Below are 23,411 nucleotides of genomic sequence, written 5' to 3' on the forward strand. Positions count from 1 at the left end.
CGCCATGTTATTTTCATTCCAGGGCAAGATTTGGCTGGCCACCCGCACCAGCGCTGGCAAGTTTGAGAAGCAGGTGTGGGTGGGCAACGCGCCCACTTTGCAGCTGCAAATGAGCACCGAAAACGCCACCATGATGGAAAGCTACAGCGGTAACCGCAACCAGATTGGTGATCTGGACCTGGGCAAAACTGCCACGGTCAATATGACCCTGACCGATTGGACACCGGAGAACCTGGCGCTGGGCTTTTACGGCGAACAGGTCGATCTGCCCACCGACACCGTGACGGACGAAGCGCTGCCGACCAGCATTGTGGCCGGTGAAGTAATTCGCCTGGATAACAACTTCGTCAGCGACGTGGTGCTGGAGGCCAATGCCGTACCGCTGGTGGAAGGGACCGACTACCGCATCGAAAGTGCGGCCGCTGGCCTGATCGAGTTCCTGGCGGATCAGGCCGACCCGGTAACCGCGGATTATTCGGCAGCCGCTGCCAACGCCGTAACTATGTTCACCACCCGCCCGCAGGAGCGCTGGTTGCTACTCGATGGCATCAACACCGACAACAACGAGCCGGTGGTGTTGGAGCTGTACCGGGTGAAGTTCCGCCCCTTTGGTGACACCAACTTGATCACCAACGAATATGGTGAGCTCCCCCTGGAAGGCTCCGCGCTGTTTGATCAGCTGAACGCCGCCAACAGCAACCTCGGTGGCTTTGGTCGCACCCTGCAGCAGGCCGATGCGTAATGGCCAAGCGAGTGGATAAAAAGCCCGCCCAGGACTCCGCCCCCGACGGGGCGGACGACCTGGCCATTCTGCACCCCGAGCACACCCTGACCGTGGGCGGTGAGAAGGTCACCGTGCGCGAATACGGCTTTGTGGAAGGACTGCGCCTGCGCCCCAAATACCAGCCGCTGCTGGATGCGCTGTACGACATTATGGTGGGTGAGCGTGCGCCGGAGCTGGATGCGGTAGAGGCCGTGCTGGCCGAGCAGCTCGACACCACGCTGGACCTGATTGCCGTGGCCGCCGATGTGGACCGTTCCTTTATTGAAGATCTGAGCAACGAGGATGGCCAGCGCCTGATGGATGCCTGGTGGGCAGTGAACAGCCCCTTTTTTTTGCGCAGCGTATTCAAACGCGCCGCCCAGGAAAGAGCGCTAAGCCGGCACGCTGGAGCGACATCTACCACTGCCTCATCGAGCACGGGCACGACCCGGACCGAATCGGGCAATACACCCAGCGGCAAATCCTCCTCTACTACGCAGCCGCCAGTCGCGCCCAAAACCGGAAACGAAGCGACGCCATCCGAGCGGTGAATCTCGGCTTTAACGGTGGCAAGAAAGTCAACGAAGCCCTCAAAGAACTGGAAAAATACAGCTAGCCCCCGCGTTACTCTCCTCGGCTCTGGTTGAGCCCTTTAGCCCGGCATGTCCGGGCTTTCTTTTGCGTGCGCAAAATTACAACTGACCCCCGCGCGCGCGATACTGCCTTGGCAATACACCCCTGACGAGACCGCCATGGCTGACCTGAACCTCGCACTGCGCGTACGCGCCGACCTGAACAACGCCCAGCGCAACCTGCAGCGCCTGGAGCGTGAGCTGGACGATACCGGTAAAGCGGCGAACCGTGCCGGCACGGGCATGGACCGGATGGGTCGTGGTGTTGGTCGCTTGCGTACCCTGCTGGCCACCCTCGGCGGTGGCTTGCTGGTGCGCCAGATTGTGCGCTCGGCGGATGCCGTGACCAACCTGCGCAGCCAGTTAAGGTTGGTCACCGACAGCCAGGAAGAGCTTAACGAAGTGTTTGATGCGACCTACGCGCTGGCGCAGGACACGCGACAGGAGCTCGGCTCCACTGTAAACCTATACGCTCGCCTGGCCCGCTCCACCGATCAACTGGAGCTCAGCAACCAGGATCTGCTCACCGTCACCCGCGCCATTAACCAGTCCTTCATCGTCAGTGGCGCCGGCGCTCAAGAAGCGGCGGCGGCGACCCTTCAGCTTTCCCAGGGCATGGCCAGCGGCACGTTGCGCGGTGAGGAACTGAATTCCGTTCTGGAAAACAGCCCCAGGTTGGCCCGCGCCATTGCCGATGGACTGGGTGTGACGATTGGAGAGCTTCGCGCCCTTGGCGAGCAGGGGCGCCTGACTACCGAGGTTGTCACGCAGGCATTACTGAGGACTGCCGACACCATTGATGCGGAATTCCAGCGTATGCCGCGTACCGTTGGTCAGGCACTTCAGCAGCTGCGTAATGATCTACTCGTGACCTTCGGAGAAGCCGATACCGGTCCACTGGTGGAGGGCATTGATGAGCTGCGGGATATCGTCACCGACCCGGAGTTTCAACGGAGCGTTATCACGCTTGCCAACGGCTTTCTAAAGCTGGTGGGGCAGGCTGGCGAGCTGGTTGAGGCGTTGGAGTTTCTGAGCCAGTGGAGTGGTCTTGCCTCTCCTGACGAAACCAACCTAAGAGACCTGCGCCAGCTCGAAAGCTCTATTCTTGACGCACTGAACAGTGGCCCATTGAGCCGCATCAAGTTCTTCGGACCTGGTGGGGTGGTTGAGTATTACGACGAAGCCGAGCTCCGTCAGGAGCTTGCGGATGTTCAGTCCCGCATCCAGCGAGCGATGGATGTGCAGAACATCAGCCGCACTATCGACAACCCCATAGCAAACGCGACCGGCGCTCTCGGGCAGCAACTCAATGCAGACCGGAACAGCCGGCCTATTCAGCTTGGAGACGGCGGCGACTCAGAAAGCGAGGCTGAAAAGGCCGCAAAAGATCGAGAGAAGTTCGTCGCCCAACTCGAACGCGAAGCGGACCTGTTCGAAGCCACCGCCGAAGCCACCCGCCGCTATGAAATCGAGCAGATGAAACTCTCCGGCACTTTGCTGGAGCGAGCTAATGCAGCGGACGAAGCCCTACGCAAACAGGAAGCGCTGAAGCAGCAGGCCGAGGATGATGCGGAGATTGCCTCACTCCAGGTGCGCCTGCTGCGCGCCCAGGGCAACGAAGCGGCCGCTGCGGAGGCCGAGCTGGAGCAACGCTACGGCGCACTGCTGGAACGGCTGGAAACCCGGGGTGACGAGAGCGGTGCCCGCACCGTGCGCAACCTGATGGACCTGGAGCTGCTGCGCTCGCGCTTGAGCGAAGCGGAAGCCGCCATCGACGACACCCTGGGCCGCATGGCCCGCGAGGAGCAGAGCATTGAGGTGCAGCGCTCCACCGGTGCCATCAGTGAGGTGGAGGCACGCGAGCGACTGCTGGAGCTGCACCGGGAGACGGCCAATGTGCTTGAAGAGCAGCGCCCGCTGCTCGAAGAGCTGGCGCAACAACCGGGCCAAGTGGGTGAAGCCGCCCGCGCTGCACTACAGATGGTGGACAACCAGGTCAAGGAGCTGCGATCCAGTACCAGTGAGCTTCAGCGCACGCTGGAGCAGGGTTTGGAGTCTGGGCTTTCCTCTGCTATCAAAGGCTTGGCTGACGGCACCATGAACCTGCGTGATGCCATCAGCCAACTGGGCCAGAGCGTGGCCAATGCGCTTGCCGACATGGCTGCCAAAGGTTTGGCTGAGAACATTACTGGCAGTCTATTTGGTGGTGGTATCGGCGCCCTGTTCGCCGCCAGTGGTGGCCAGGTGCGCGGCCCCGGTACCGGCACCAGCGACAGCATCCCCGCCATGCTCAGCGATAAGGAATACGTGACCCGCGCGGCCGTCACCACCCAGCCCGGCGCGCTCGACTTCCTGCAAGACTTCAACAAGCGCGGCATGGCCGCCCTGGACGATTGGAACCCGGCCCGCCACAACACCGGTGGCCTGGCCGGTGTGCCTGCGCCGGAGATGGGTGCGCCGAGCCTGGGCAAAGCCAGCCTGGACGAGCCGTCAAAGGCGTTCAGCGCCCAGGTAGCCAACAACATCAACCTGAACTACATCGACGACCCGGACCGCATTGCCAGCTATATGCGCGGCCGCGCCGGCGAAGAGGCGATCACCGTAATGATCAGCCGCAACCCCCAAAAATTCCGCCAACTGCTGAAGGTGTAACGATGCCGTACGAGATTGGTTTTGTAGAGAACGTGGGCACGCTGGCCCACTACATGATGCTGGACAAGATCCGCAGCTTTGCCCTGGCCAGCGGCTTCTGGCAGGTGCTGCGCTATGACGACACGATCGACAACCGCGAGCTGATTTTGAAGGGCGAGGGCTATAGCGGCACCGAGGAGATCTTCGTGGGCTTCCGGTGCTACCAGAACGCCAGCGCCGATGTGTACAACATGACGGTGGCGGGCTTCACCGGCTACGTGGCCGGCAACAGCTTTGCAAGCCAGCCCGGCGCGATCCTCTTGGGCCTACCGGCGCACAACAACCGGATCGACTACTGGTTGACGGTGAACCCGCAGCGCATTGCCCTGGCGATGAAGGTGGGCACGCCGGTGTATGAGAGCGCCTACGCGGGTAAATTCCTGCCTTATGCCACGCCGAGCCAGTACCCCTATCCGGTGTTTGTGGGCGGCATGCTCACCAATGAGAGTGAAACCCGTTTTAGTGATTCGAGCCACTCGATGTACGCAAAAGGCAATCGGGACAACTGCCGGATGCGCTTTAACGATGGCACCTGGCGAGTGCCCGACACGTGGCCGTGGGTGGATAACCAGTTGACCAGCAGCGAGAACGTTCGGGATACCGATGGAAACTACCCTTTGCTCCCGGTGATGCTGAACGATAGTCAGGGCATTTACGGCGAGTTGGATGGCATTTTTCATATCAGCGGCTTCAACAATGCGGTCGAGAACACGCTGACGGTTGGCGGTGATGACTACGTCGTGATTCAGGATGTGAGCCGCACCGGATTTGCTGACTACTACGCCCTGCGCCTGGACCCCAACGTTTAATAGGAGCTTTATATGCCGCACTACAGTGCCACGGTAAATAGCTGGAGCGAGATCCGGTCCGAAATCATCAACGCCTGTGTGCTCAATGGCTGGACGCAGAATGGCAACGTGCTGACCAAGAGCGATTTGGCGGCGGAGCTGACGGTGGTTACCAGCGAGGACGCGGATGGACAATACAGTGAAGGGTTGCACATTCACGGCGGAACCGGCTATAGCGGCGGCCTGCTGGAGCCCTCGGGTATCCAGCCGCGTATGGGGCCGCCATCCACCAACGTTACGGCTCCGACGTGGCCGATGGATCTGGATATCCATCTGTTCACCGACCCTGATGAAGTTTTTGCCCTTGTAAAATTCTCGGTTGACTACCACTTTTGGCTGGCCTTCGGTCGTTCATCTATTTCGGTGCCTGGTACCGGCATGTGGATAGCCGCGAATGCGAACCGCTTGGCCACGTCGTCGAACAATGGCGGCGTTTACATCACGCCTTCAGGCGGAGCGTCCGGCACAGCCAACCAGTCCACAACCGGAATTTTCTGGAAACCCTACGGACTATACGACTACCGAACCGAACACACGGTGCACGTCGACCTGCCGGATGTACCCGGATGGCTGGCTCCCAACACCAGTTATTCGGGCAACGGCAATGGTGCGATTTCAGAAACCCATAACGTCCTGGTGCAGATCAGCCCCAACAGCTGGAACAGCGAGTCCGTCCTGATTCCCATCCAGCTCTTTGTCCGTCGCAACGAAGACAAGCGCAGCCTGGTAGTGGACCTGCAGAACGCTCGCACTCTGCGCGTAGATAACTACGACCCGGGCCAGATCATCACGCTGGGTGATGACCAATGGCGCATCTACCCGTTCTACCGCAAGAACGCCGATCAGCGCGACGGCACCACATCGTCCGGCGGTGATCACTCCGGCACCATGGGCTGGGCCATCCGCTACGACCCGGAGCCGTAACCGATGGCCGTGCTCGATGGGTTCTACGCTTCATCTCCCACTGGTGGCATCGATAACCCAAACCTGGGCGATGCCACCATGGGCTTCTCCCTGGACTGGTGGCCACCTTACGCCAGCCTGGTGGCCAACGCCGACATCACCGCCGTGGCATCCAACCTGCCGGTAAGCGCCAATCCGAGCGCCCGCACCGGCTTCGGTGTGAACAGCTACCGAGGCGACTTCTATAACCGCATCCACATCAACCCGCAGCGTATTGACCTGGGCAACGTCGTTTCCGAGCAGGTAACAGCGGTGCGGGTGTTCAATGCGTTTTTCGGGCCGCGTCAGCTGAATGAAATCACCGGCGTGGATGAGGGCATCAACATTCAGGGGCCGGACGTTCCGCCCTACAGCTACCCGGCGCTGACCGAGGACGAGTGGTTTATTGCCGTGCAGCCGGAAGGCCCCGCCACCGTGAGCGCCACCATCGGCTGGGTGTTTGATGTGCAGACCGTCGCGGTACCGGTGACCGGTACCCGGGTGATCGGCTGGCCCTTCGCCGTGGACTGGAGCGAGCCGGTGGTAGAAACCCTGGCCTGGGCCACCGATGTGTTGCGCAGCCCCACCGGTACCGAACAGCGCCGCGCCCTGCGCCTGGCGCCACGGCGTGGACTGAGTGCCGTGTACAAACTCCAGGGCCGTGAACGCCAGTTGCTGGAGCACACCCTGGTTGGCTGGGGCTCACGCAGCTTTGCGGTACCCATCGCCCCGGACGTGCAGTGGCTGGCCACCGAACTGGACGCCGGCGTCAGCCGCGTGCCTTGCGACACCGCCGGATACGACTTTGAGGTGGGCGGCCTGGTGATGCTGTACATCGATGCCTTCACCTGGGAAGTGGCGCAGATTGATGTGATCGACGCGACCGGCCTGGACACCGCCCGCCCGCTGCAAAACGCCTGGCGTCGCGGTACCAAGATTTACCCGGTGCGCAGCGCCCACCTGGTGCAACAACCCGAGCTGCTCCGCTACCACGATCAGGCCAGTGAATTTGAGGTGAGCTGGACGCTGCTGGATGTGTGCGATTGGCCCGCCGAAATGCCCGCCGCCGAGTACCAGGGCTATCCGGTCCTCGAGCAGCACCCGGAGGAGAGCACCAACCTGACCCACGGCTTTGCACGCCTGCTCCTGGAGCTGGACAACGGCAGCAACGCGCCGCGCCGAATGGACACCGCCGACCGGGGCTTTGATCTGCGCGAGCACCGCTGGCTGGTCGAGGGCGTGGAAGAGAAAGACCAACTGCGCCGCCTGTTATACGCCCTGCGCGGCCGTCAGGTACCGCTGTGGGTACCGACATTCGCCAGCGACCTGACCATCAATGCGATCGTCACCGAAAGCGCCACAACATTGAGCGTGGACAACGTGGGCTACGCCCGCTTTGTGAACGGCCGGCCGGAGCGATCGCACATCCGCATCCAGCTGCTCGACGGCACCGTCTGGTACCGGGAAATCACCGGCGCCGCCGAGCAGGACGATGACACCGAACAGGTTCAGATCGACAGCTCCCTGGGCCAGCAGATCGCGCCGAACCAGGTGCGGATGATTTCCTACCTGGTGTTGTGTCGGCTCGACGATGACGGCGTGGAGATTGAACACGAAACCAACACCATTGCCCGCTGCGGCCTGGTGTTTCGCGGGGTGAACGATGACGTTTGATGCACGGGAAACCAGCCTGGCCGATGGCCAGCCCATTCGCCTGTATCTGTTTGAGCGCGGGCAGGACCGCTGGGCCTACTGCACGGCCGATCGGGACATCGAGCACGCTGGTGTGCTGTACGTGAGCACGAGCATTACCGACAACGGCACCCGCCAGACCGGCGACATCGAGGCCGATGCGTTCGAGATCATCGGCCCGCACGACCTGGGCGTGGCGCAGTTGTACCGGGGCATGATCGTCAGCCGCGAAATCACCCTCACTGTGCGGGATGTGCACTACCAGGACGAAGAACCCCTGGTCAGTTGGGTGGGCCGGATCCACGGCGTGGAGTGGACGGCTGAGGACCGCTGCAAGATCACCTGCCAATCCATGCAGGCGGCCATGGCGCAACCGGGCCTGCGTTTGAGCTGGAGCCGCAACTGCCCCTATGCGCTGTATGGCCGGGGCTGCGGTGTGGACAAAACCCAGTTTGAGGTGCCGGGCACCATTGCCGGCCTGAACGGACTGAGCATTGAAGTGGCCGCGCTGAACGGCTTTGCGGATGACTACTTTACCGGCGGCTTTATTGAGTGGCCCGTGGGTGATGCCGAGGTGGAGCGGCGCACGATCGAAAGCCATACCGGCACCACGGCCGTGATGTTTGGCGGCACGGCCGGGCTGGTTCAGGGGCAGGCCGTGACCGCTTACCCGGGCTGCCCGCGCACCATTGAGGTGTGCGATAGCCGCTTTAACAACGCCGCGAACTATGGCGGTGTGCCGCACCTGCCGGGCCGCAGCCCGTTCGACGGCAACCCCATCTTTTAGGAGGCAACCATGGTCTGGAATTTTGTACTGCAACTGGTGGTGGCCTACGCAATCAGCTACGTCACCACGCCCAAACCGGAGAAGCCAAAACCGGCCTCGCTCAGTGATTTTGATTTCCCGGTACCGGATGAAGGCACCCCCCAGTGTGTGATTTTTGGCGATGTGTGGGTGACCGACTGGATGGTGCTGGGCCTGGGCAACTTCCGCACCCGGCCCATCAAGAGCGGGGGCAAGAAGTGATGGCGGATGTGATGGTGCGCCTGGAGCACTTGCGCTCGGTACCGGGCTTGTCCGGCAAGCCGGGTTATTGCAGCGGTGGGGCCCGGCGCTGGTTTAACGCTCGCGGCATCAGCTGGCGCACCTTTGTGCGCGAGGGTATCCCGGCCAGCCAACTGCGCGCCACCGGCGATGGCCTGGCGCTGCGCCTGGTGGAGCACGCCGAAATGATGGAGGCCAAACGTGGGCGGTAGCAGCAAGCAGACCATTGGTTACGACTATTTGATGGGCATTCACATGGGTGTGTGCCGTGGGCCCGTGGATGCGCTGGTGGAAATCAAAGTGGCCGATCGCACTGCCTGGACGGGCAACGTGACGGGCAACCAGACGGTGCAGATCAACGCCCGCGAGCTGTTCGGTGGCGACAGTGCCGAAGGCGGTGTGGAAGGCCCACTGGAAGTGATGATGGGCGAGCCGACCCAACCGGTGAGCACTAGGTTGGCGTCCATGTTGGACGGCCTGGTGCCGGCATTCCGTGGCCGGTTGACCCTGTTCTTTGATGGCCTGGTGTCTTCCCTCAACCCCTACCCGAAGCCGTGGAGCCTGCGGGTGCGTCGCACCACCGCCGGGTGGGACAGCGACAACCCCTGGTACCCGCTCGCGGCAAAGATCGAGCTGGCCGGTGGCGACATCCACGCCATGAACCCGATCCACATCATCTACCAAGCGCTGACGGATCCGGACTGGGGCCTGGGCAACCCGCGCCAGATGGTCGGCACCTCGTTTGAGGCGGCGGCGGACCAGCTGGTGGCCGAGAGCTTTGGCCTCTGCCTGCGCTGGAACCGCAGCAGCTCGGTGGAGGACTTCACCCAGGAGATGGTGGAGCACGTGGGCGGCAGTGTGTACCTGGACCACTTTACCGGCCGCTGGGAGATCGCCCTGATCCGGGACGATTACGACCCACAGACCCTGCCACTGTTTGATTACGACAGCGGTCTGGTGTCCATCGATGAGGACGGCACCAGCGCGCCCGCCGAGGCGGTGAACGAAGTGATCGTCACCTATCGGGATCCCATCACGAATGAAGATCGCCAGGTGCGCGTGCAAAACCTCGCAGGTATCCAGAGCGCCGGCGCCGTGCGCAGCCAGACGCTCAGCTACACCGGCATCCCCACGGCCGAGCTGGCCTACCGGGTGGCGCAGCGTGAGCTGCGGGCCCGCAGCACCGGGGTGAAGCGGTTCAAGTTGCGGATGGACCGGCGCGGCTATCAGCTGCAGCCCGGCGCCGTGTTCCGCATCTCGGTACCGAGCCGCGGAATCGAGAACATGATTCTGCGGGTGGGCCAAGTGCGCAACTCCGAGCTGCGCCAGGGCCCCATCGAAATCGACGCCGCCCAGGATGTGTTCGGCCTGCCCGCGACCAGCTACGTGACCGCGCAACCGCCCGGCTATGTGCCGCCGCAAATTACTCCGGAGCCGATCGACACCCTGCGCGTCGTGGAGCTGAACTACCGGGATTCCCTGGGCGTGGTGCGAGATATCGCCGAGAACGACACCGGCGCCTGGGTGGCCGCGCTTGCCCTTAAAGCCAATCCCCTGGGCAAAAACTTCTTGCTCCAGACGCAACCATCGGGCGCCACCGAATGGACAACCGGCACCGATGGCGACTATTGCCCGACCGCCGAGCTGGTGGACGAGATGCCGATCGGTGAGGTGGCCGTGGCGGTAAACCTGACCGGCGCGGCGGATCTCGACCTGGTGGAAGTCGGCACGGCCGCACTGATTGACGATGAGATTTTTCGGGTGGATGCGATCGATGCCGAGGCGCTGACGGCCACGCTGGCCCGTGGTTGTATCGATACGGTACCGGCCGCCCACGCCGCTGGCGCCCGGGTGTGGTTCTACGGCGGCGGCTTTGCTGGTGTGGAAACGGTCGAGTATGAGGCCAGCGAAACCGTCAGCGCCCGCCTGCGCAGCCGTACCAGCACCGCCACGCTGCCCGCTGAGGACGCCACCGGCGATGTGATTACCCTGGCCGGTAGACCCGGGCGGCCGTACCCGCCGGGCCGTATCCGGATAAACGGCGAAGCCTACCCGGCGGCCGCGCGCGGCGTGCTCCGCGTGAGCTGGTCCACGCGGGACAAGGTGGTGATTGAGGATCAGCTGGTGGACGCCAGCATGTTGAACGCCGGTGCACCGGAGGTGACCTACAACGCCAGCCTGGTGCGTGTTGATAACGGCCAGGTGCTGACCTCGGAATCCAATATCGACGGCACGGTGGTGGAGCTGTTCGCCGGTTACTCGGGGCTGGTCGAGCTGGTGATCAACAGCCAAGCGCTGGACTACGACACCGACACACGCAGCTACCAATCAGTGCGGATCCCCTTTAACTATGTGGCGGCCGGCTATGGCAAGTCCTGGGGTTATGCCTGGGGCGGCACCTATGACCCGGGTGTGATTGCGCCGCGTGGCGGCATCAGCGGCCGCCAGCTGTACATCAACATCATGGGGTTTGAAAACGGTGTGTACGTTGGCCGGTGGAATGACCTGGACGTGAGCGGGGAGCAGTACCTGGTCTCCAGCGTTGATGGCGAAACCTGGACGCGCCACTCGGTACTGCCGATGTTCTGGACCGGCACGGTGTACTGGTTCGGCGGCCGCTGGGTGCGGGTGTTCAACGGTTTCCTGTCTGAGGCGGCATCGCTCGATGGCCCCTGGACGGAGCTGCCCTCGCCGTCGGATTCAGCCACGGTGACCGGGCTGTCGTTCAGCGAGGTGATCAATGGGCGGCTGTTTTTGTGGGGCAATCAGTTGCTGTTTTCGTCGGATGATGGCAGCACCTGGGAGCAGCACCGGCTGCCTCCCGTGCTGGATGAGAACCGCGCGGACGTCACAACGGTGAACAGCATTGCGTACGGCAATGGCTACTACGTGGCAGTGATCCGCGAGGGCGAGCGCATCTGGATGTCGCGCCCAGATGCGGTCAATTCCAGGATGTGGCGTTCAGTCAACCTGGTCGACTGGGAGCTGGTAACCCCGCAACTGCTGGCCGATGGGGACTTTGGCGAAGGCCTTTACCGGGGCCTGTGGTCCGGTCATGTGCAGCGCATGGCGGGCCGCTTTCTCGTCCGGGTCGGCCTCGGCCAGACCAGCGAAGGCTCTGAGCGCACGCTGTTTTACAGCACCGATGGCCAGAACTGGTCCGAGGCGTCGTTTAACGGTGTGCCTGGCAGCAACTACTACGGGACAACCCGGATCGTGGAATTTAACGGCGACCACTATTACATCGGGCGGTCGTACGTCGATAGCTACGGCGGTGCGCCCCGCGTGTTCAGCAGCACCAACGGTGGCACCACCTGGACCGTCCAGACCATTGACCCCAACACCCAATTCTTCCCGCGCCGCTCCGGCAACCTGCAAGTCGTGGGTGGCCGGCTGATGATGCTATCCGATTTGCAACCGACCAATAACGGTCACCTGATCGAGAGCGATGACGCTTTAACCTGGCGGTCGCTGCGCCTGCAGCGGCCTACTGAAGAGGAGTAAACCCATGCCCAACAGAGCATTGAACAACCTCGGCTTGAACACCGACTGGGACCTGGGCGAGGACGGCTGGAAAGCGGGGATGGACTACAACCTGCTGGTACTGGACACGCTGGTGCAAGGCCGCGTGCTCGATATCGGCGTGGATGATCCGCCCAGCTCGCCTGTCGCCGGCGCCGCCTACCTTGTGGGCCCGAATCCCACCGGCGACTGGCTCGGTAGTGCCAACGCGATCGCCGTTTACGACGAGGGCGCCTGGACGCTGGTGGGCCCCCTGGAAGGTTGGGAAATGCACAACCTCGCCGACGGCCGTCGGTACAAGTTCGACGGCGCCAACTGGCTGCCAACCGCACCACTGAACAACCCCAGCGCCACCGCAGACCCAGGCGCCACCGACGACAGCACAGCGGGCTACCAGCCGCTGAGCCGCTGGCTCAATACCTCAACGGGGGAATTCTGGGTTTGTGTTGACGCAACCGCCAGCGCCGCCAGCTGGCAGAAAACCACACTCACCCTAGACGAGCTGGGCAGCGCCGCACTCGCCAACGTGGGCCTCGGCGGGGCAGACGTGCCTAGTAATGGTGATTTGGGCTCGGCGGCTTATGCGGATAAAACCACAAGTGCTACTGACACCACGGCTGGGCGCTTGCTACAGGTAGGAGCGTTTGGGCTAGGGGCTCCAGTATCGGCGCCCGATATAGCTGATTTAAACACGGCCAACACATTCGGTTCATATTCTTCTGAAAGCGGGATACCCAATACGCCGGTAACCGGAGGCGGGACTACTTTAACTGGGGCTAGAAATCCCAATGCCGGGTTCCAATTCTACAATCAGGCTTCCTCTGGCGGTGCCCACGACCTATGGTTTCGCTCCTATGGTGCAGGCATTTTCGGTCCTTGGGCAAAAATCCTAACCCAAAGAACCATCCTCGGCACAGTCTCCCAATCCGGCGGCGTTCCTACTGGGGCGGTGATTGAACGCGGCTCGAATGCAAACGGCGAGTACGTGAAGTTTGCGGATGGGACGCTGTGGTGCCGACATCACCAGAAGGCGCTCTATGATGTAGCGTCCCGTCTTTTGTGTCAGTGGAATTTTCCGGTCGCGTTCGCCAGTCCTAGCGCCTACAGTTGGAGCGCAGAAATGCAAGAGCGTGACCCAAACAACGTGAATGATATGCCCCCCGGAATCTCTAGTCTGATACATAGCCAGGTTTCGGAGGGGTCTCACTCGGCAACTTTGCTAAACGTAAACGTCCGCGCTGCGACCGGCGAGTTCGCCTTTTCCACAGGCGATTATATCTGGATGTCTTTAACAGCGATAGGAAGGTGGTACTAATGCTTAGACTAAATCTTTCCCCAATCCGATCAGACGAGCCGCAGCCCTCCGTTTCGTGGGTAGCACCAGTGCTTACCGTCAACGCAGTAGACTACAACCTGTCCCTGCTCGAAGACGGCGCAACCGCACAGCATCCGGTACTCGGCACCGTCCACCGTGTAGGCAATGATTACGAATGCACCATCACGCTGACGCATGGCGCCGATGCTCCCTCCGAAACCCGCTTCCCGGCGCCGGTCACCGTAACAGAGAACGGTCCTATCGAACTACCGCCGTATGACGCACCAGAGGAGTACTCCAATGACCTGGCTTAATGACTGCACCGAAATCGAAACCGCCGAAGACAAAGCGGCTAAGGCAGCGCTGGCGCAGATCAATCAGTTCAAGCGCCAGCGAGCCGAAGCCATCAGCGAAGCTGTCGTAGAAACAGCATCTGGAAAGTTGTTTGATGCAGACGAGCAGTCGATAGGCCGTATGGGTTTTCGCCTGCAGAAGGCCCAGATAACCGGTGAGACGGTGGTCGGTTGGGTTCTGGCGGATAGCGAGGCAGGGCACAAAACGCCGGTCTCTGTCGAGGAGCTGTCGGAGGCCTTCCGTCTGGCGGTCGACAACATGGACACAAACTGGGAAGCCCCTGGGGCGTGAAGTAAAAAGCGGCGACGCGCCCTGGTGCTGCAACACCAGAGCGCGACACCAGTCTGCAGAGCAAGCTGCAAACCAGCCGAGGCCGCCCGCTCACGTGAGCAAGGCGATCTTAGCAAAATGAAAAAGGTTTGCCGAGAATGAAAGAGGTTCGTTGTACAAAATGCCGTCGTAAACTCGCCATGGCGGCGTTTTCCGAAATCGAAATCAAGTGCCCCCGCTGCGGGGCCGTCAACCATCAGAAGGCCACGAGCCTCCAATCGCACCCTGATAGGAGGCAACATGGCCACACCCATCATCCCTTGGCTGGGCGGTAAACGCCGCCTGGTCGATCGCATCCTGCCGCTGCTCCCTCAGCACAGCTGCTACGTCGAGCCGTTCGCCGGCGGCGCCGCGCTGTTCTTCCTCCGTCCGGTACCCGCCGAGGTCGAGGTGCTGAACGACATCAACGGTGACCTGGTGAATCTCTACCGGGTGGTGCAGAACCACCTGGAAGAGTTCGTCCGCCAGTTCAAGTGGGCCCTCAGTTCACGCCAAGTGTTCAAGTGGCAGCAGATGACCCGGCCGGAAACGCTGACCGATATCCAGCGTGCCGCCCGGTTCTACTACCTGCAGCAGTCCGCCTTCGGCGGCCGCGTGGACGGCCAGAGCTATGGCACGGCTACCACCACGCCCCCAGGGCTTAACCTGCTGCGGCTGGAAGAGTCGCTGTCGGCCGCCCACCTGCGCCTTGCGTCCACCTACATCGAACACCTGGCGTGGCAGGACTGCATCCGCCGCTACGACCGGCCTCACACGCTCTTCTATATGGATCCGCCATACTGGGAGACCGAGGGCTACGGCGTGGATTTCGGCTGGGAGCACTACCAGGCCATGGCAGAGCTGCTGCACCAGATCAAGGGCAAAGCCGTCATCAGCCTGAACGACCACCCGGACATCCGTGAGCTGTTCAAGGACTTCCACATTGAGAGCACCGACATCAAGTACACCGTCGGCGGCGGCAAGGGTTCGGATGCGCGGGAGGTTCTGATATTCAGCTGGGACGTCCAGAGTGAGCCGGCGGGCCTGTTCTGAGCCTGCTATTATTTGGCCACGGAGGGCTGAATGTATGTGCGGAAGAATCGACGTCGACGGCGAAGAGATCAACAGATGGGTACCGCAGGACCTAGGCATCCGCTTCAAGGCGGCCAGCAACCATGACCTGCGGCCGGCCCAGACCGTATCCACAGTTGCCTCGGTAGAGGGGCGTCTGCAGCAGCTCGACACCAGGTGGGGCATCAAGCCCAAGTGGGCCACCAGCCTGCTTATCAATGCCAAATCCGAGACCGTCACCGAAAAGCAGACATTCGTCAAAGCGTTTGCCTTCAACCGCTGCCTGGTGCCGTGTAGTGGATTTTACGAGTGGATGAGTACGAAGGCAGGCAAGGTGAAGCTGCGGTTTCACCGGATAGACGAGCGGCCGCTGTACATGGCGGCATTCTGGTATGAGGGAGAGACGCCCCAGCTAGTCACCCTGACACGGGCAGCCCCAACGGAGCTCTACCACATACACAACCGGTTCCCGGTGTTCATTGGCGCCAGTGAGGCGAGCACCTGGTTGAATGCCACCCCTCTGGATGCCCAAGCTATGGCGATCGATTCGGCCGCCCAGGGCATCACTTTCAGCCCCAGTGAGTAGCCTCAGCGCACCTTCCACGCTTCGATGGCCCAGGTGTCGATCGGTAGGTCGTGGTCTTCAATGACATCCTGCATGGTTTCCCAGTATCGACGGTCCGTGGGCTTCTTCAGAATAAGGACAATACCGGCACGCTTTCCCGTGGCCGTGGCATACCCTAAAGCCTGCCCGATCGCCTGGGACCACTTGGATCCCCAGTCGTACTCAATGGCATGCGAGTCCAGGACACAATCCACTCGGCGGCGGTCAGGCAGCACCACCTCGGTCTCGCCGTCACAGAAGCGTTCCTGGTACCAGGCTTCGTTTCTGGCATGGACATCCAGGGAGAGGGAGAGCAGGAGCAGAATTACAAGGTAGGTTCTCATGGGCGGGAAGTGTGCCCCGGTGGCGGGAGAGGCGCAATCCCTATTGGCAATTCCTTTGCCCAGGGTGAAACAGTTACACTACGCCAATTATCGCGCGTGAGCCGTCAATTTATCGCGCGCGGCATCAGTACCCCACCATGCCGTGATCAACGACTACACCGATTACGGCATTTCCCAGGATGACCCGGACGTAGTCAAGGGCCGCGCCGGCTCACCGTATGCGGTCAAGGATTATTACAACGTCAATCCGGATCTCGCTGAAGATCCGGCGCAGCGCCTGGCAGAATTCGAGGCGCTGATCGAGCGTACTCACGACAACGGCCTGAAGGTCATTATCGACATCGTTCCCAACCACGTGGCCAGGGATTACGATTCCATCAGCCGCCCTGAGGGCGTCGACAACCTCGGTGCCCAGGATGATGACTCGGTCACCTATGCCCGTGACAACCAGTTCTACTATGTGGTCGGCGAACGCTTCAGAGTCCCCGATCCCGAGGGCGACTACCAACCCCTGGGCGGCGATGTTCACCCGCTTGCCGACGGCGAGTTCGAGGAGAACCCGGCCAAGTGGACCGGCAATGGCGCCCGCGCCGCTCAGCCGGGTTTCAATGACTGGCATGAGACCGTAAAGATCAATTACGGGGTAAGACCCGACGGTACCTACGACTTCCCGCATCTGCCGGACGACTATGCCGGGCGGTCGATCGAGGATCATCACGCTTATTGGCAAGAGCAGGACCTGCCGGACTCCTGGTANAAAATGCGCGACANTGCCCACTATTGGCTGGACAANGGCGTCGACGGTTTCCGNTACGACATGGCGGAAATGGTCCCGGTNGAATTCTGGAGCTTTCTGAANGCCTCCATCAANGTNGAGCACCCGGANGCNTTTCTNCTCGCGGAAATTTACAANCCNGACGCCTACCGCGATTACATTCACCTGGGGAAGATGGACTACCTNTACGCCAAGGTGGATATCTACGATACGCTGAAGCCCATCATGCGCGGCGAAGCCGGTACCGATACCCTGCCTCCGGTGCGCGACGCGCTCGCGGACATCGATCAGCACATGCTGCTGTTNCTCGAGAACCACGATGAGCAACGCATTGCCCACCCGGAATTTGCGGGCGACGCACAAAAAGGCAANCCGGCCATGGTGGTCTCNGCGCTCTGGGGACGGGGCCCGGCGATGATCTATTTCGGACAGGAAGTGGGCGAAGACGCCGANGAAGATGCCGGTTTCGGCAAAGCCAGCCGGACCACCATTTTCGACTACTGGGGCGTGCCCGCCCACCAACGCTGGATGAACGACGGNGCCTTNGACGGTGGCCAGCTCAGCGAGNAAGAGGCCGCGCTGCGCGAGTTTTANCAGCNNGTNTTACGCCTGGCACGGGAGGAGCCNGCCGCCGNNGGNCAGATCATGGACCTGCACGACTACCAGCGCCAGAACAGNAATGGNTACAACGAGAAGCTGTACACCTGGGCCCGTTGGTCGNGNTCNCANCGNTGGTTAATTGTCAGTCATTTTGGCGACCAGGCGGCNANNGAAGTNACGTTGAACCTGCCGCGCGAACTGATCANTGAATGGCAGTTGTCGCCNGGNCAGNACACACTTCGGGATCGGCTCGATTCGAATCAGGGCGTTATTCTAACGGTGGATAATGATGGGCGNGGCTATGCCGAGTTGGAATTAAGCCCGCTTCAATCTGNNGTGCTTGAAGTGAGTGNGATGNACGCATCNGACAAAGANTGAAAATGCATACGTATTCATAGCGGTCNGACGANCTGCATACGTATGCANGCTATTGAGCAGTCCGTCGCCCCGTTCTACGATGAATTCATGGTTTGGGAACTCTCCTTCCTTGCCAGCCCGGGATCACTCCCGGGCCNNTTTTTGAAACCTTACGGTTTTACCCTACTCTCTCATTGCTTTGTGTTGGGAAACTTTGGCGCAGTCTACTGCGCCTTTTTTTTACCNGNCCNTTCGTGCTGTCGATCCTGTCCGGTCGGGTACCAATAAACATAACAGTAACCAGTAAGCTTGGAGATACAATAATGAACGATAANACCCGCAACGGCCGGGCTATGCCCCGGTGGTTAATGCATAGCGCACGCGCCNTACCGGTGCTCGCTCTGGCGATCGGCGCTCAAGCCGACCATACCTCAGATCCCTCCAGCGTCAGCATCCCGGGAGACCTCAATCCCGCCATGGGCTGCCCGGGCGAATGGCAGCCAGACTGTACCGATGCCGCCCTTGANGCNGGCGCGGATGGTATCTGGCGCGGCAGNTTCACGCTTCCNGCCGNNGANTACGNATACAAGGCCGCCATCAATGGCNGGTGGGATGAAANCTACGGNGCGAATGCCACNTCNGGCGGTGACNACATTTCANTGAGNGTGNCTGAAGAGCAGGNCGTCCGTTTTTACTACAGCCACGAGAGCCATTGGGTCGCCGATAGTGTCAATGACGTTATCGCAACNGCGGTCGGAGATTTCCANNAAGCACTGGGTTGCGAAACCAACTGGGCNNCNGANTGTATGGTTGCCTGGGTTCAGGACATCAACAANACCGGTATNTATCANTACACCACNACNGANATNCCNNCNGGCNANTACNNNGCNAAAATNGCCNTGAACGAGNCCTGGNNNGANAGTTANGGNGNNGANGGNNNCNATGTGCCTTTNACNGTTGANGCNGACGGCGAAGAAGTCACCTTTACCTACAACAGTCTGGACAACAGCGTGTACGTGGGCGATGTGATTTCCGCTGGTGACCTGAGTCAATCCAAGGCCTACTGGCTGAACGAGAACACCATTGCCTTCGCGGTCACACCGGACGCCAATGTCCANCTGCACTTCGATGCTCAGGCGGACATGACCAGCAGCCCCGAGGGCGTTTCTGGCGGCGAAGCCATCACGCTGACCCACGATGCCAATGGCATGAGTGATNNGCTGGCCGAAAAATTCCCCCACCTGGCCAACTACCCCGTGTTCACCATTGCCGAGGCGGACCTCGAACAGATCGGTGACATTCTNAAAGGGCAGATCGCCGTGTCGGCCAGCAACGAAGACGGCAGCCTGGTCGATGCCACCGGCGTGCAGATTCCGGGCGTGCTGGATGACCTGTACACCTACGATGGCGACCTGGGCCCGGTGTATGACGGCGATGTTCCCAGTGTGCATCTGTGGGCACCGACCGCCCAGAACGTCACTTTCCTTCTGTACCCCGACAGCCACACGGATACCGCGCCCACCGAGCTCCCCATGACGTTCAACGCGGANACCGGCGTGTGGAGTATCACCGGCGATGCGAGCTGGGATCGGCAGTACTATCAGTTCGACGTGGAAGTGTACGTCCCGCAGACCGGAAACATTGAAACCAACCGCGTCACCGACCCCTACACCCTGAGCGCNAGCACCAACGGNCAGCGCAGCCAGTTGGTCAANCTCNACGATGANGACCTCAAGCCCGAAGGCTGGGATANCCTGNCGAAGCCGNCNTTCACCGCNCCCGAAGANATGGTGGTGTACGAAGTGCATGTNCGCGACTTCAGTGTCAGCGACAGTGAAGTACCGGAAGCCTATCGCGGCAAGTTCAAGGCCTTTACCGTCTCGGACAGCCTGGGCATGACCCACCTGAAGTCCCTGCAGGAAGTCGGCCTGAGNCACGTNCACCTGCTTCCCGTCAANGACTGTGCCACCATTCCGGAAGATCCGGCCGACCAGCTAACACTTCAAGACGACCTGTCCCAGTACGCCCCGGACAGCACCGAGCAGCAGGCGGCGGTCAATGCGATTCGCGGCAGCGATGCCTTTAACTGGTGTTACGACCCGCACCACTTCAACACCCCGGAAGGCAGTTACGCCACCGACCCGGATGGCGTGGCCCGCATTCTCGAATTCCGCGAAATGGTACAGGCNCTGAATGAAGCCGGACTGCGAGTGGTGGTCGATGTGGTCTACAACCACACCAGCCAATCCGGCCTGGGGGACAAATCCGTTCTGGATAAAGTGGTACCCGGTTATTACCACCGCCTGAACAGCAGCGGCAATATCGAGCGCAGCACCTGCTGTGANAACACCGCCTCCGAGCACGCCATGATGGAAAANTTCATGGTGGACTCACTGATGACCTGGGCNGANCTGTANAANGTCGACAGCTTCCGCTTTGACCTCATGGGCCANCACAGCAAAGCCAANATTCTCAAGGTNAAGGAGCAGNTGGCCACACTGACCGAGGAAGANCACGGTGTNAANGGTGAGCATATTTANCTGTANGGCGAAGGCTGGAANTTCGGTGAAGTGGCCGACAATGCCCGCTTTGANCAGGCCACCCAGATCAATATGGCCGGCACNGGTGTGGGCACNTTCAACGATCGCTTCCGCGANGCGGTACGCGGCGGAAGCCCGTTTGACAGNGGNGTCAATCATGTCATCAACCAGAGNTTCATCAANGGTCTGTANTACGANCCCAATGCCGAGAATGACGGTAGCGCCGACGAGCTGGAGNGNTTGNTGACCAGNACCGACCGCATCCGCATTGGTCTGGCCGGNAGNCTNAAAGACTTTGCGTTTATNGATTGGCAGGGNAACGAGGTGACCGGTGATTACGGCGCNGCCGTGGGCTACACNCTGGACCCGCAGGAGTCAATCAATTATATCGAGAAGCACGATAACGAAACCCTGTTCGACATCAACCAGTACAAGATCCCGCTGGATCGTACNCCGGAAGATCGGGTACGGGTGCACAACATGGGTACCAGCCTGGCGNTGCTCGCTCAGGGCGTTCCGTTNGTGCANGCNGGCCAGGAGCTGATGCGNTCCAAGTCCATGGATCGTGACAGCTACGATTCCGGCGACTGGTTCAANCTGCTGGANTACAGNTATCANCAGAACGGNTGGGGCCGTGGCCTGCCGCCGGCCCACTCCACNGANGCGAGCTGGGATACGATTCAGCCCCGGCTGGCGGATGAGACTCTGGCGGTGGANGAGGCGCATATCCTGAGCAGCCTGGCGCACTTCAANGANATGCTGGCCATCCGTCACAGNTCAAAACTGTTCCGNCTGGAAACCGGCGCTGCGATTAANGAACAGGTGAGTTTCCACAACACCGGCGCCGAGCAGAAGCCGGCACTGGTCGCCATGCACATTGCCGATGGCAGCGATGACGTCGACCCGGAGCGGGANGCGGTGATGGTATTGTTCAATGCCCATGTGGACGCTCAGACGTTGAGCTCCGAAGACTGGACCGAAGCAGGGTGGGAACTGCATCCGCTGCAGCAGGCGTCCAACGATGAAACCGTTAAGGGCGCCACCTTTGATGCCGACACCGGTACCTTTACGGTACCCGCACGGACCACCGCGGTGTTCCAGATTGCCCAGGCCGATACCGGCGACGATGACGACACCGACGGCGGCAATGACGACGATACCGATGGGGACAATGAATCTCCCGAACCGGATCGCGGCAGCAGCGGCAGTGCCAATGCCGGATTGCTGTTGATGTTGCTGGCGCTCGCCGGGATTCGCCTGGTATCCCGCCGGAGCTGATCTGACGACACTAAAAAAAATCCGGGGGTGACACCACCCCCGGATTTTTTTTGCTCACACTCCCGGTGATCAGTCGCAGATATCTCCGGTCACCTCGGGTGTTTCAGCGCTGCCGGTACCCTGGAAGCCAAACTCCACCGAACTTCCCGGCGCAATACTCGCATTCCAGCTCATATTGCTCGCGGTGTACGGGCCCGACCCGGACAGTTCGGCACTCCAACCATTGGTCACCTGAGTGTTGCCACTGTAATCCCAGGACACTTCCCAACCGTTGATGGTCTCGGAACCGTTGTTGGTGATCACGATTCCGGCCACGAAACCGGAGCCCCAGTCGCTATTGATAACGTACTCGCAAGTAACGCCGCCGTTTCCGTTGTCACCACCGTCACCATTGTCGCCATCGTCCGCTTCGTCCACCTGTAGGAAGGCACCGCTGTAGGCGGACGGCACTTGCGCGTACACACGGTTTTCCGTGGCGCTCTGAGCCGGCTCGACGTCACCGTCATCGTTCAGCACACCAACCCGTACATCGGTGTTTTCCCCATTGACGGCCTGAGCGAGCTCATAGGTCCAGACAGCGGCGTCACCATTGTCGACCACAAACGGTGTGCTCGGCAGGTAAACATCCGCGCCTTCGTTGGTCACCAGACGCAACTGCACTTCGTCGCCCGCGCTGAGCGTCTGCGCCGCGTTGGTCAGCGGTGCCACATCTTCCCAACTGGTGCCGGTGGAGGGTACGTGAGTGAAGCTGAAGGCGTCGGTGTCCGAGCCATCGGCATTGCTCACCTGAACCCGAACGGTCACGTCGCTCTCGGACTGCGGCTCGGCCAGAGTCAGTACCGTGCTGGCGTCCGAGGTGCTGCTCAGCGAGTACAGAGCGCTGTTGCTGGCTTCGACGCTCCAGTTATAGCTGAGGTTGCTGCCAGATGAGCCAGAGGCGCTGAGCTGAATCTCGCCGGCACCGGCAAACACGCTGTTTGCCGGTGAAGCGGTCAGATCAGCCACGACCGGATCCGGTTGCGGATCGCCCCCATTGTCACCATCGAACTGCACATCAATACAGCCGTGGAAGCGTTCGTAGGTATAGTAGTTGCGCCCCCATTCCCCGTAGATCACATGCCGCCCGGTACGCTCCGGCACCACACACTCGGTATGGAACAGCGAGCTGCCCTTCTCCGGTGTAATGTTCGGCGTGGCGCCGGGGTTGGTGTCGTCATAGCCGGTGAGGTCACAGAAAGGCTCACTCTCAAAGTCGTCCCAGGTCAGTGGCTTGCCCACCTCGTACTGGAAGTCCGGCTTGGTGATGTAGTAGACGAATTCTTCGGTGTCATCAAAGTGCGGGCCCCAGGAAATGTCCCAGGTGATGGTCAGAGGCCCGGAGCTGATTTCATTGGTGGGCCAGTCAATGGGTTTGTCCCACGGGGTGGCGCCGCCCTGCCAGGTCTCACTGTCGAAGCCACAGACATTGTCCGGCAACGGAGACACACCTTTACGACCCAGATCGTGAGTGAGCACACTCATGAACTGGTAACCGCCCTGGAAGTCACCTTCAAATGCTTCAGCACAGGCACTGCCCGCCGGAGCTGTATCAGGTTTGGTGATGGCGCCACAGGTCCAGTTGCGTGACGCCGGTTCCGACATCACGCCATGCCCCATCACACTGGCGGACAACATCAGGGTAAATGAACCGAATAACAACGATTGGTACCGCATAGATAGTCCCTCTTAT

The 23,411-nt window shown here is 60.9% G+C and carries 20 protein-coding genes; 18 read left to right on the plus strand and 2 right to left on the minus strand.

Features of this window, described 5'->3' with window-relative positions:
• Window positions 1-4: 4 nt before the first annotated feature.
• From CMG77_RS04695 to CMG77_RS04765, 16 genes are all read left to right on the plus strand, one after another.
• Window positions 5-742 (plus strand): phage tail tube protein, encoded by a 738-nt coding sequence (locus tag CMG77_RS04695; RefSeq protein ID WP_286806196.1) that lies wholly within the window; start codon window positions 5-7, stop codon window positions 740-742.
• Window positions 742-1,314: a DUF6631 family protein gene (locus tag CMG77_RS04700; RefSeq protein WP_286806195.1), complete on the plus strand. Its 573-nt coding sequence runs from the start codon at window positions 742-744 to the stop codon at window positions 1,312-1,314. Before CMG77_RS04695 ends, CMG77_RS04700 begins: the two co-directional genes overlap by 1 nt.
• 201 nt (window positions 1,315-1,515) lie before the next feature.
• The gene (locus CMG77_RS04705; protein WP_286875866.1) at window positions 1,516-4,047 is read left to right on the plus strand and encodes a tape measure protein; all 2,532 of its coding nucleotides are present in this window, start codon (window positions 1,516-1,518) and stop codon (window positions 4,045-4,047) included.
• A gap of 2 nt (window positions 4,048-4,049) precedes the next feature.
• Entirely contained in the window at window positions 4,050-4,895 is an 846-nt protein-coding gene (locus CMG77_RS04710) for a hypothetical protein (RefSeq protein ID WP_286806190.1), read from the plus strand.
• 12 nt (window positions 4,896-4,907) lie between these two features.
• Window positions 4,908-5,858: a hypothetical protein gene (locus CMG77_RS04715; RefSeq protein WP_286806188.1), complete on the plus strand. Its 951-nt coding sequence runs from the start codon at window positions 4,908-4,910 to the stop codon at window positions 5,856-5,858.
• Between the two features lie 3 nt (window positions 5,859-5,861).
• A complete protein-coding gene (locus CMG77_RS04720; RefSeq protein WP_286806187.1) occupies window positions 5,862-7,550 on the plus strand; it encodes a hypothetical protein in 1,689 nt (562 codons plus the stop codon).
• Window positions 7,540-8,355 (plus strand): phage/gene transfer agent baseplate hub protein, encoded by an 816-nt coding sequence (locus CMG77_RS04725; protein WP_286806185.1) that lies wholly within the window; start codon window positions 7,540-7,542, stop codon window positions 8,353-8,355. Before CMG77_RS04720 ends, CMG77_RS04725 begins: the two co-directional genes overlap by 11 nt.
• Before the next feature lie 9 nt (window positions 8,356-8,364).
• Window positions 8,365-8,595 carry a hypothetical protein gene (locus CMG77_RS04730; protein ID WP_286806183.1) on the plus strand — a complete coding sequence of 77 codons (231 nt, stop codon included), beginning with the start codon at window positions 8,365-8,367 and terminating at the stop codon, window positions 8,593-8,595.
• The gene (locus tag CMG77_RS04735) at window positions 8,595-8,825 is read left to right on the plus strand and encodes a hypothetical protein (RefSeq protein WP_286806181.1); all 231 of its coding nucleotides are present in this window, start codon (window positions 8,595-8,597) and stop codon (window positions 8,823-8,825) included. The genes CMG77_RS04730 and CMG77_RS04735 overlap by 1 nt, the downstream gene beginning before the upstream one ends.
• On the plus strand, window positions 8,815-12,117 hold the full coding sequence (locus tag CMG77_RS04740) for a phage tail protein (RefSeq protein ID WP_286903693.1): 3,303 nt from the start codon (window positions 8,815-8,817) through the stop codon (window positions 12,115-12,117). The genes CMG77_RS04735 and CMG77_RS04740 overlap by 11 nt, the downstream gene beginning before the upstream one ends.
• A 4-nt stretch (window positions 12,118-12,121) precedes the next feature.
• Window positions 12,122-13,450, plus strand: coding sequence for a DUF2793 domain-containing protein (locus CMG77_RS04745; protein WP_286806176.1), 1,329 nt, complete (start codon window positions 12,122-12,124; stop codon window positions 13,448-13,450).
• A 68-nt stretch (window positions 13,451-13,518) separates the two neighbouring features.
• Entirely contained in the window at window positions 13,519-13,764 is a 246-nt protein-coding gene (locus CMG77_RS04750; protein WP_286806174.1) for a hypothetical protein, read from the plus strand.
• On the plus strand, window positions 13,751-14,095 hold the full coding sequence (locus tag CMG77_RS04755) for a hypothetical protein (RefSeq protein ID WP_286806173.1): 345 nt from the start codon (window positions 13,751-13,753) through the stop codon (window positions 14,093-14,095). The genes CMG77_RS04750 and CMG77_RS04755 overlap by 14 nt, the downstream gene beginning before the upstream one ends.
• 137 nt (window positions 14,096-14,232) lie before the next feature.
• Entirely contained in the window at window positions 14,233-14,409 is a 177-nt protein-coding gene (locus tag CMG77_RS15775; RefSeq protein WP_353743453.1) for a Com family DNA-binding transcriptional regulator, read from the plus strand.
• Complete coding sequence (locus CMG77_RS04760) at window positions 14,375-15,166, plus strand: DNA adenine methylase (RefSeq protein ID WP_286806171.1); 792 nt, start codon at window positions 14,375-14,377, stop codon at window positions 15,164-15,166. Before CMG77_RS15775 ends, CMG77_RS04760 begins: the two co-directional genes overlap by 35 nt.
• Before the next feature lie 34 nt (window positions 15,167-15,200).
• Entirely contained in the window at window positions 15,201-15,770 is a 570-nt protein-coding gene (locus CMG77_RS04765) for an SOS response-associated peptidase (protein WP_286806169.1), read from the plus strand.
• 2 nt (window positions 15,771-15,772) lie between these two features.
• On the opposite strand, the gene CMG77_RS04770 is transcribed toward CMG77_RS04765, so the two are convergent.
• Window positions 15,773-16,132 (minus strand): hypothetical protein, encoded by a 360-nt coding sequence (locus CMG77_RS04770; RefSeq protein WP_286806167.1) that lies wholly within the window; start codon window positions 16,130-16,132, stop codon window positions 15,773-15,775.
• Window positions 16,133-16,274: 142 nt separating this feature from the next.
• Here CMG77_RS04770 and CMG77_RS04775 point away from each other — a divergent pair, with 142 nt between their 5' ends.
• Together CMG77_RS04775 and pulA are read left to right on the plus strand one after the other, a co-directional pair.
• Entirely contained in the window at window positions 16,275-17,885 is a 1,611-nt protein-coding gene (locus CMG77_RS04775) for an alpha-amylase family glycosyl hydrolase (protein WP_286903694.1), read from the plus strand.
• A gap of 347 nt (window positions 17,886-18,232) precedes the next feature.
• Window positions 18,233-21,682, plus strand: a complete 3,450-nt coding sequence (pulA, locus tag CMG77_RS04780; protein ID WP_502691757.1) for a pullulanase-type alpha-1,6-glucosidase — start codon at window positions 18,233-18,235, stop codon at window positions 21,680-21,682.
• A gap of 69 nt (window positions 21,683-21,751) precedes the next feature.
• Here the strand turns inward: pulA and CMG77_RS04785 are convergent, their stop codons facing one another.
• The gene (locus CMG77_RS04785) at window positions 21,752-23,395 is read right to left on the minus strand and encodes a lytic polysaccharide monooxygenase (RefSeq protein WP_286806161.1); all 1,644 of its coding nucleotides are present in this window, start codon (window positions 23,393-23,395) and stop codon (window positions 21,752-21,754) included.
• Window positions 23,396-23,411 lie beyond the last annotated feature (16 nt).

The organism is Marinimicrobium sp. (genome assembly GCF_002695945.1).
GTDB classification, from domain to species: Bacteria; Pseudomonadota; Gammaproteobacteria; order Pseudomonadales; family Cellvibrionaceae; genus Marinimicrobium; species Marinimicrobium koreense.

What these genes read in the sequence shown, in the direction of transcription:
- CMG77_RS04695 (WP_286806196.1), top strand. Translation starts at nt 5, where the DNA reads ATGTTATTTTCATTCCAGGGCAAGATTTGGCTGGCCACCCGCACCAGC.
- CMG77_RS04700 (WP_286806195.1), top strand. Translation starts at nt 742, where the DNA reads ATGGCCAAGCGAGTGGATAAAAAGCCCGCCCAGGACTCCGCCCCCGAC.
- CMG77_RS04705 (WP_286875866.1), top strand. Translation starts at nt 1,516, where the DNA reads ATGGCTGACCTGAACCTCGCACTGCGCGTACGCGCCGACCTGAACAAC.
- CMG77_RS04710 (WP_286806190.1), top strand. Translation starts at nt 4,050, where the DNA reads ATGCCGTACGAGATTGGTTTTGTAGAGAACGTGGGCACGCTGGCCCAC.
- CMG77_RS04715 (WP_286806188.1), top strand. Translation starts at nt 4,908, where the DNA reads ATGCCGCACTACAGTGCCACGGTAAATAGCTGGAGCGAGATCCGGTCC.
- CMG77_RS04720 (WP_286806187.1), top strand. Translation starts at nt 5,862, where the DNA reads ATGGCCGTGCTCGATGGGTTCTACGCTTCATCTCCCACTGGTGGCATC.
- CMG77_RS04725 (WP_286806185.1), top strand. Translation starts at nt 7,540, where the DNA reads ATGACGTTTGATGCACGGGAAACCAGCCTGGCCGATGGCCAGCCCATT.
- CMG77_RS04730 (WP_286806183.1), top strand. Translation starts at nt 8,365, where the DNA reads ATGGTCTGGAATTTTGTACTGCAACTGGTGGTGGCCTACGCAATCAGC.
- CMG77_RS04735 (WP_286806181.1), top strand. Translation starts at nt 8,595, where the DNA reads ATGGCGGATGTGATGGTGCGCCTGGAGCACTTGCGCTCGGTACCGGGC.
- CMG77_RS04745 (WP_286806176.1), top strand. Translation starts at nt 12,122, where the DNA reads ATGCCCAACAGAGCATTGAACAACCTCGGCTTGAACACCGACTGGGAC.
- CMG77_RS04755 (WP_286806173.1), top strand. Translation starts at nt 13,751, where the DNA reads ATGACCTGGCTTAATGACTGCACCGAAATCGAAACCGCCGAAGACAAA.
- CMG77_RS15775 (WP_353743453.1), top strand. Translation starts at nt 14,233, where the DNA reads ATGAAAGAGGTTCGTTGTACAAAATGCCGTCGTAAACTCGCCATGGCG.
- CMG77_RS04760 (WP_286806171.1), top strand. Translation starts at nt 14,375, where the DNA reads ATGGCCACACCCATCATCCCTTGGCTGGGCGGTAAACGCCGCCTGGTC.
- CMG77_RS04765 (WP_286806169.1), top strand. Translation starts at nt 15,201, where the DNA reads ATGTGCGGAAGAATCGACGTCGACGGCGAAGAGATCAACAGATGGGTA.
- CMG77_RS04770 (WP_286806167.1), bottom strand. Translation starts at nt 16,132, where the DNA reads ATGAGAACCTACCTTGTAATTCTGCTCCTGCTCTCCCTCTCCCTGGAT.
- CMG77_RS04785 (WP_286806161.1), bottom strand. Translation starts at nt 23,395, where the DNA reads ATGCGGTACCAATCGTTGTTATTCGGTTCATTTACCCTGATGTTGTCC.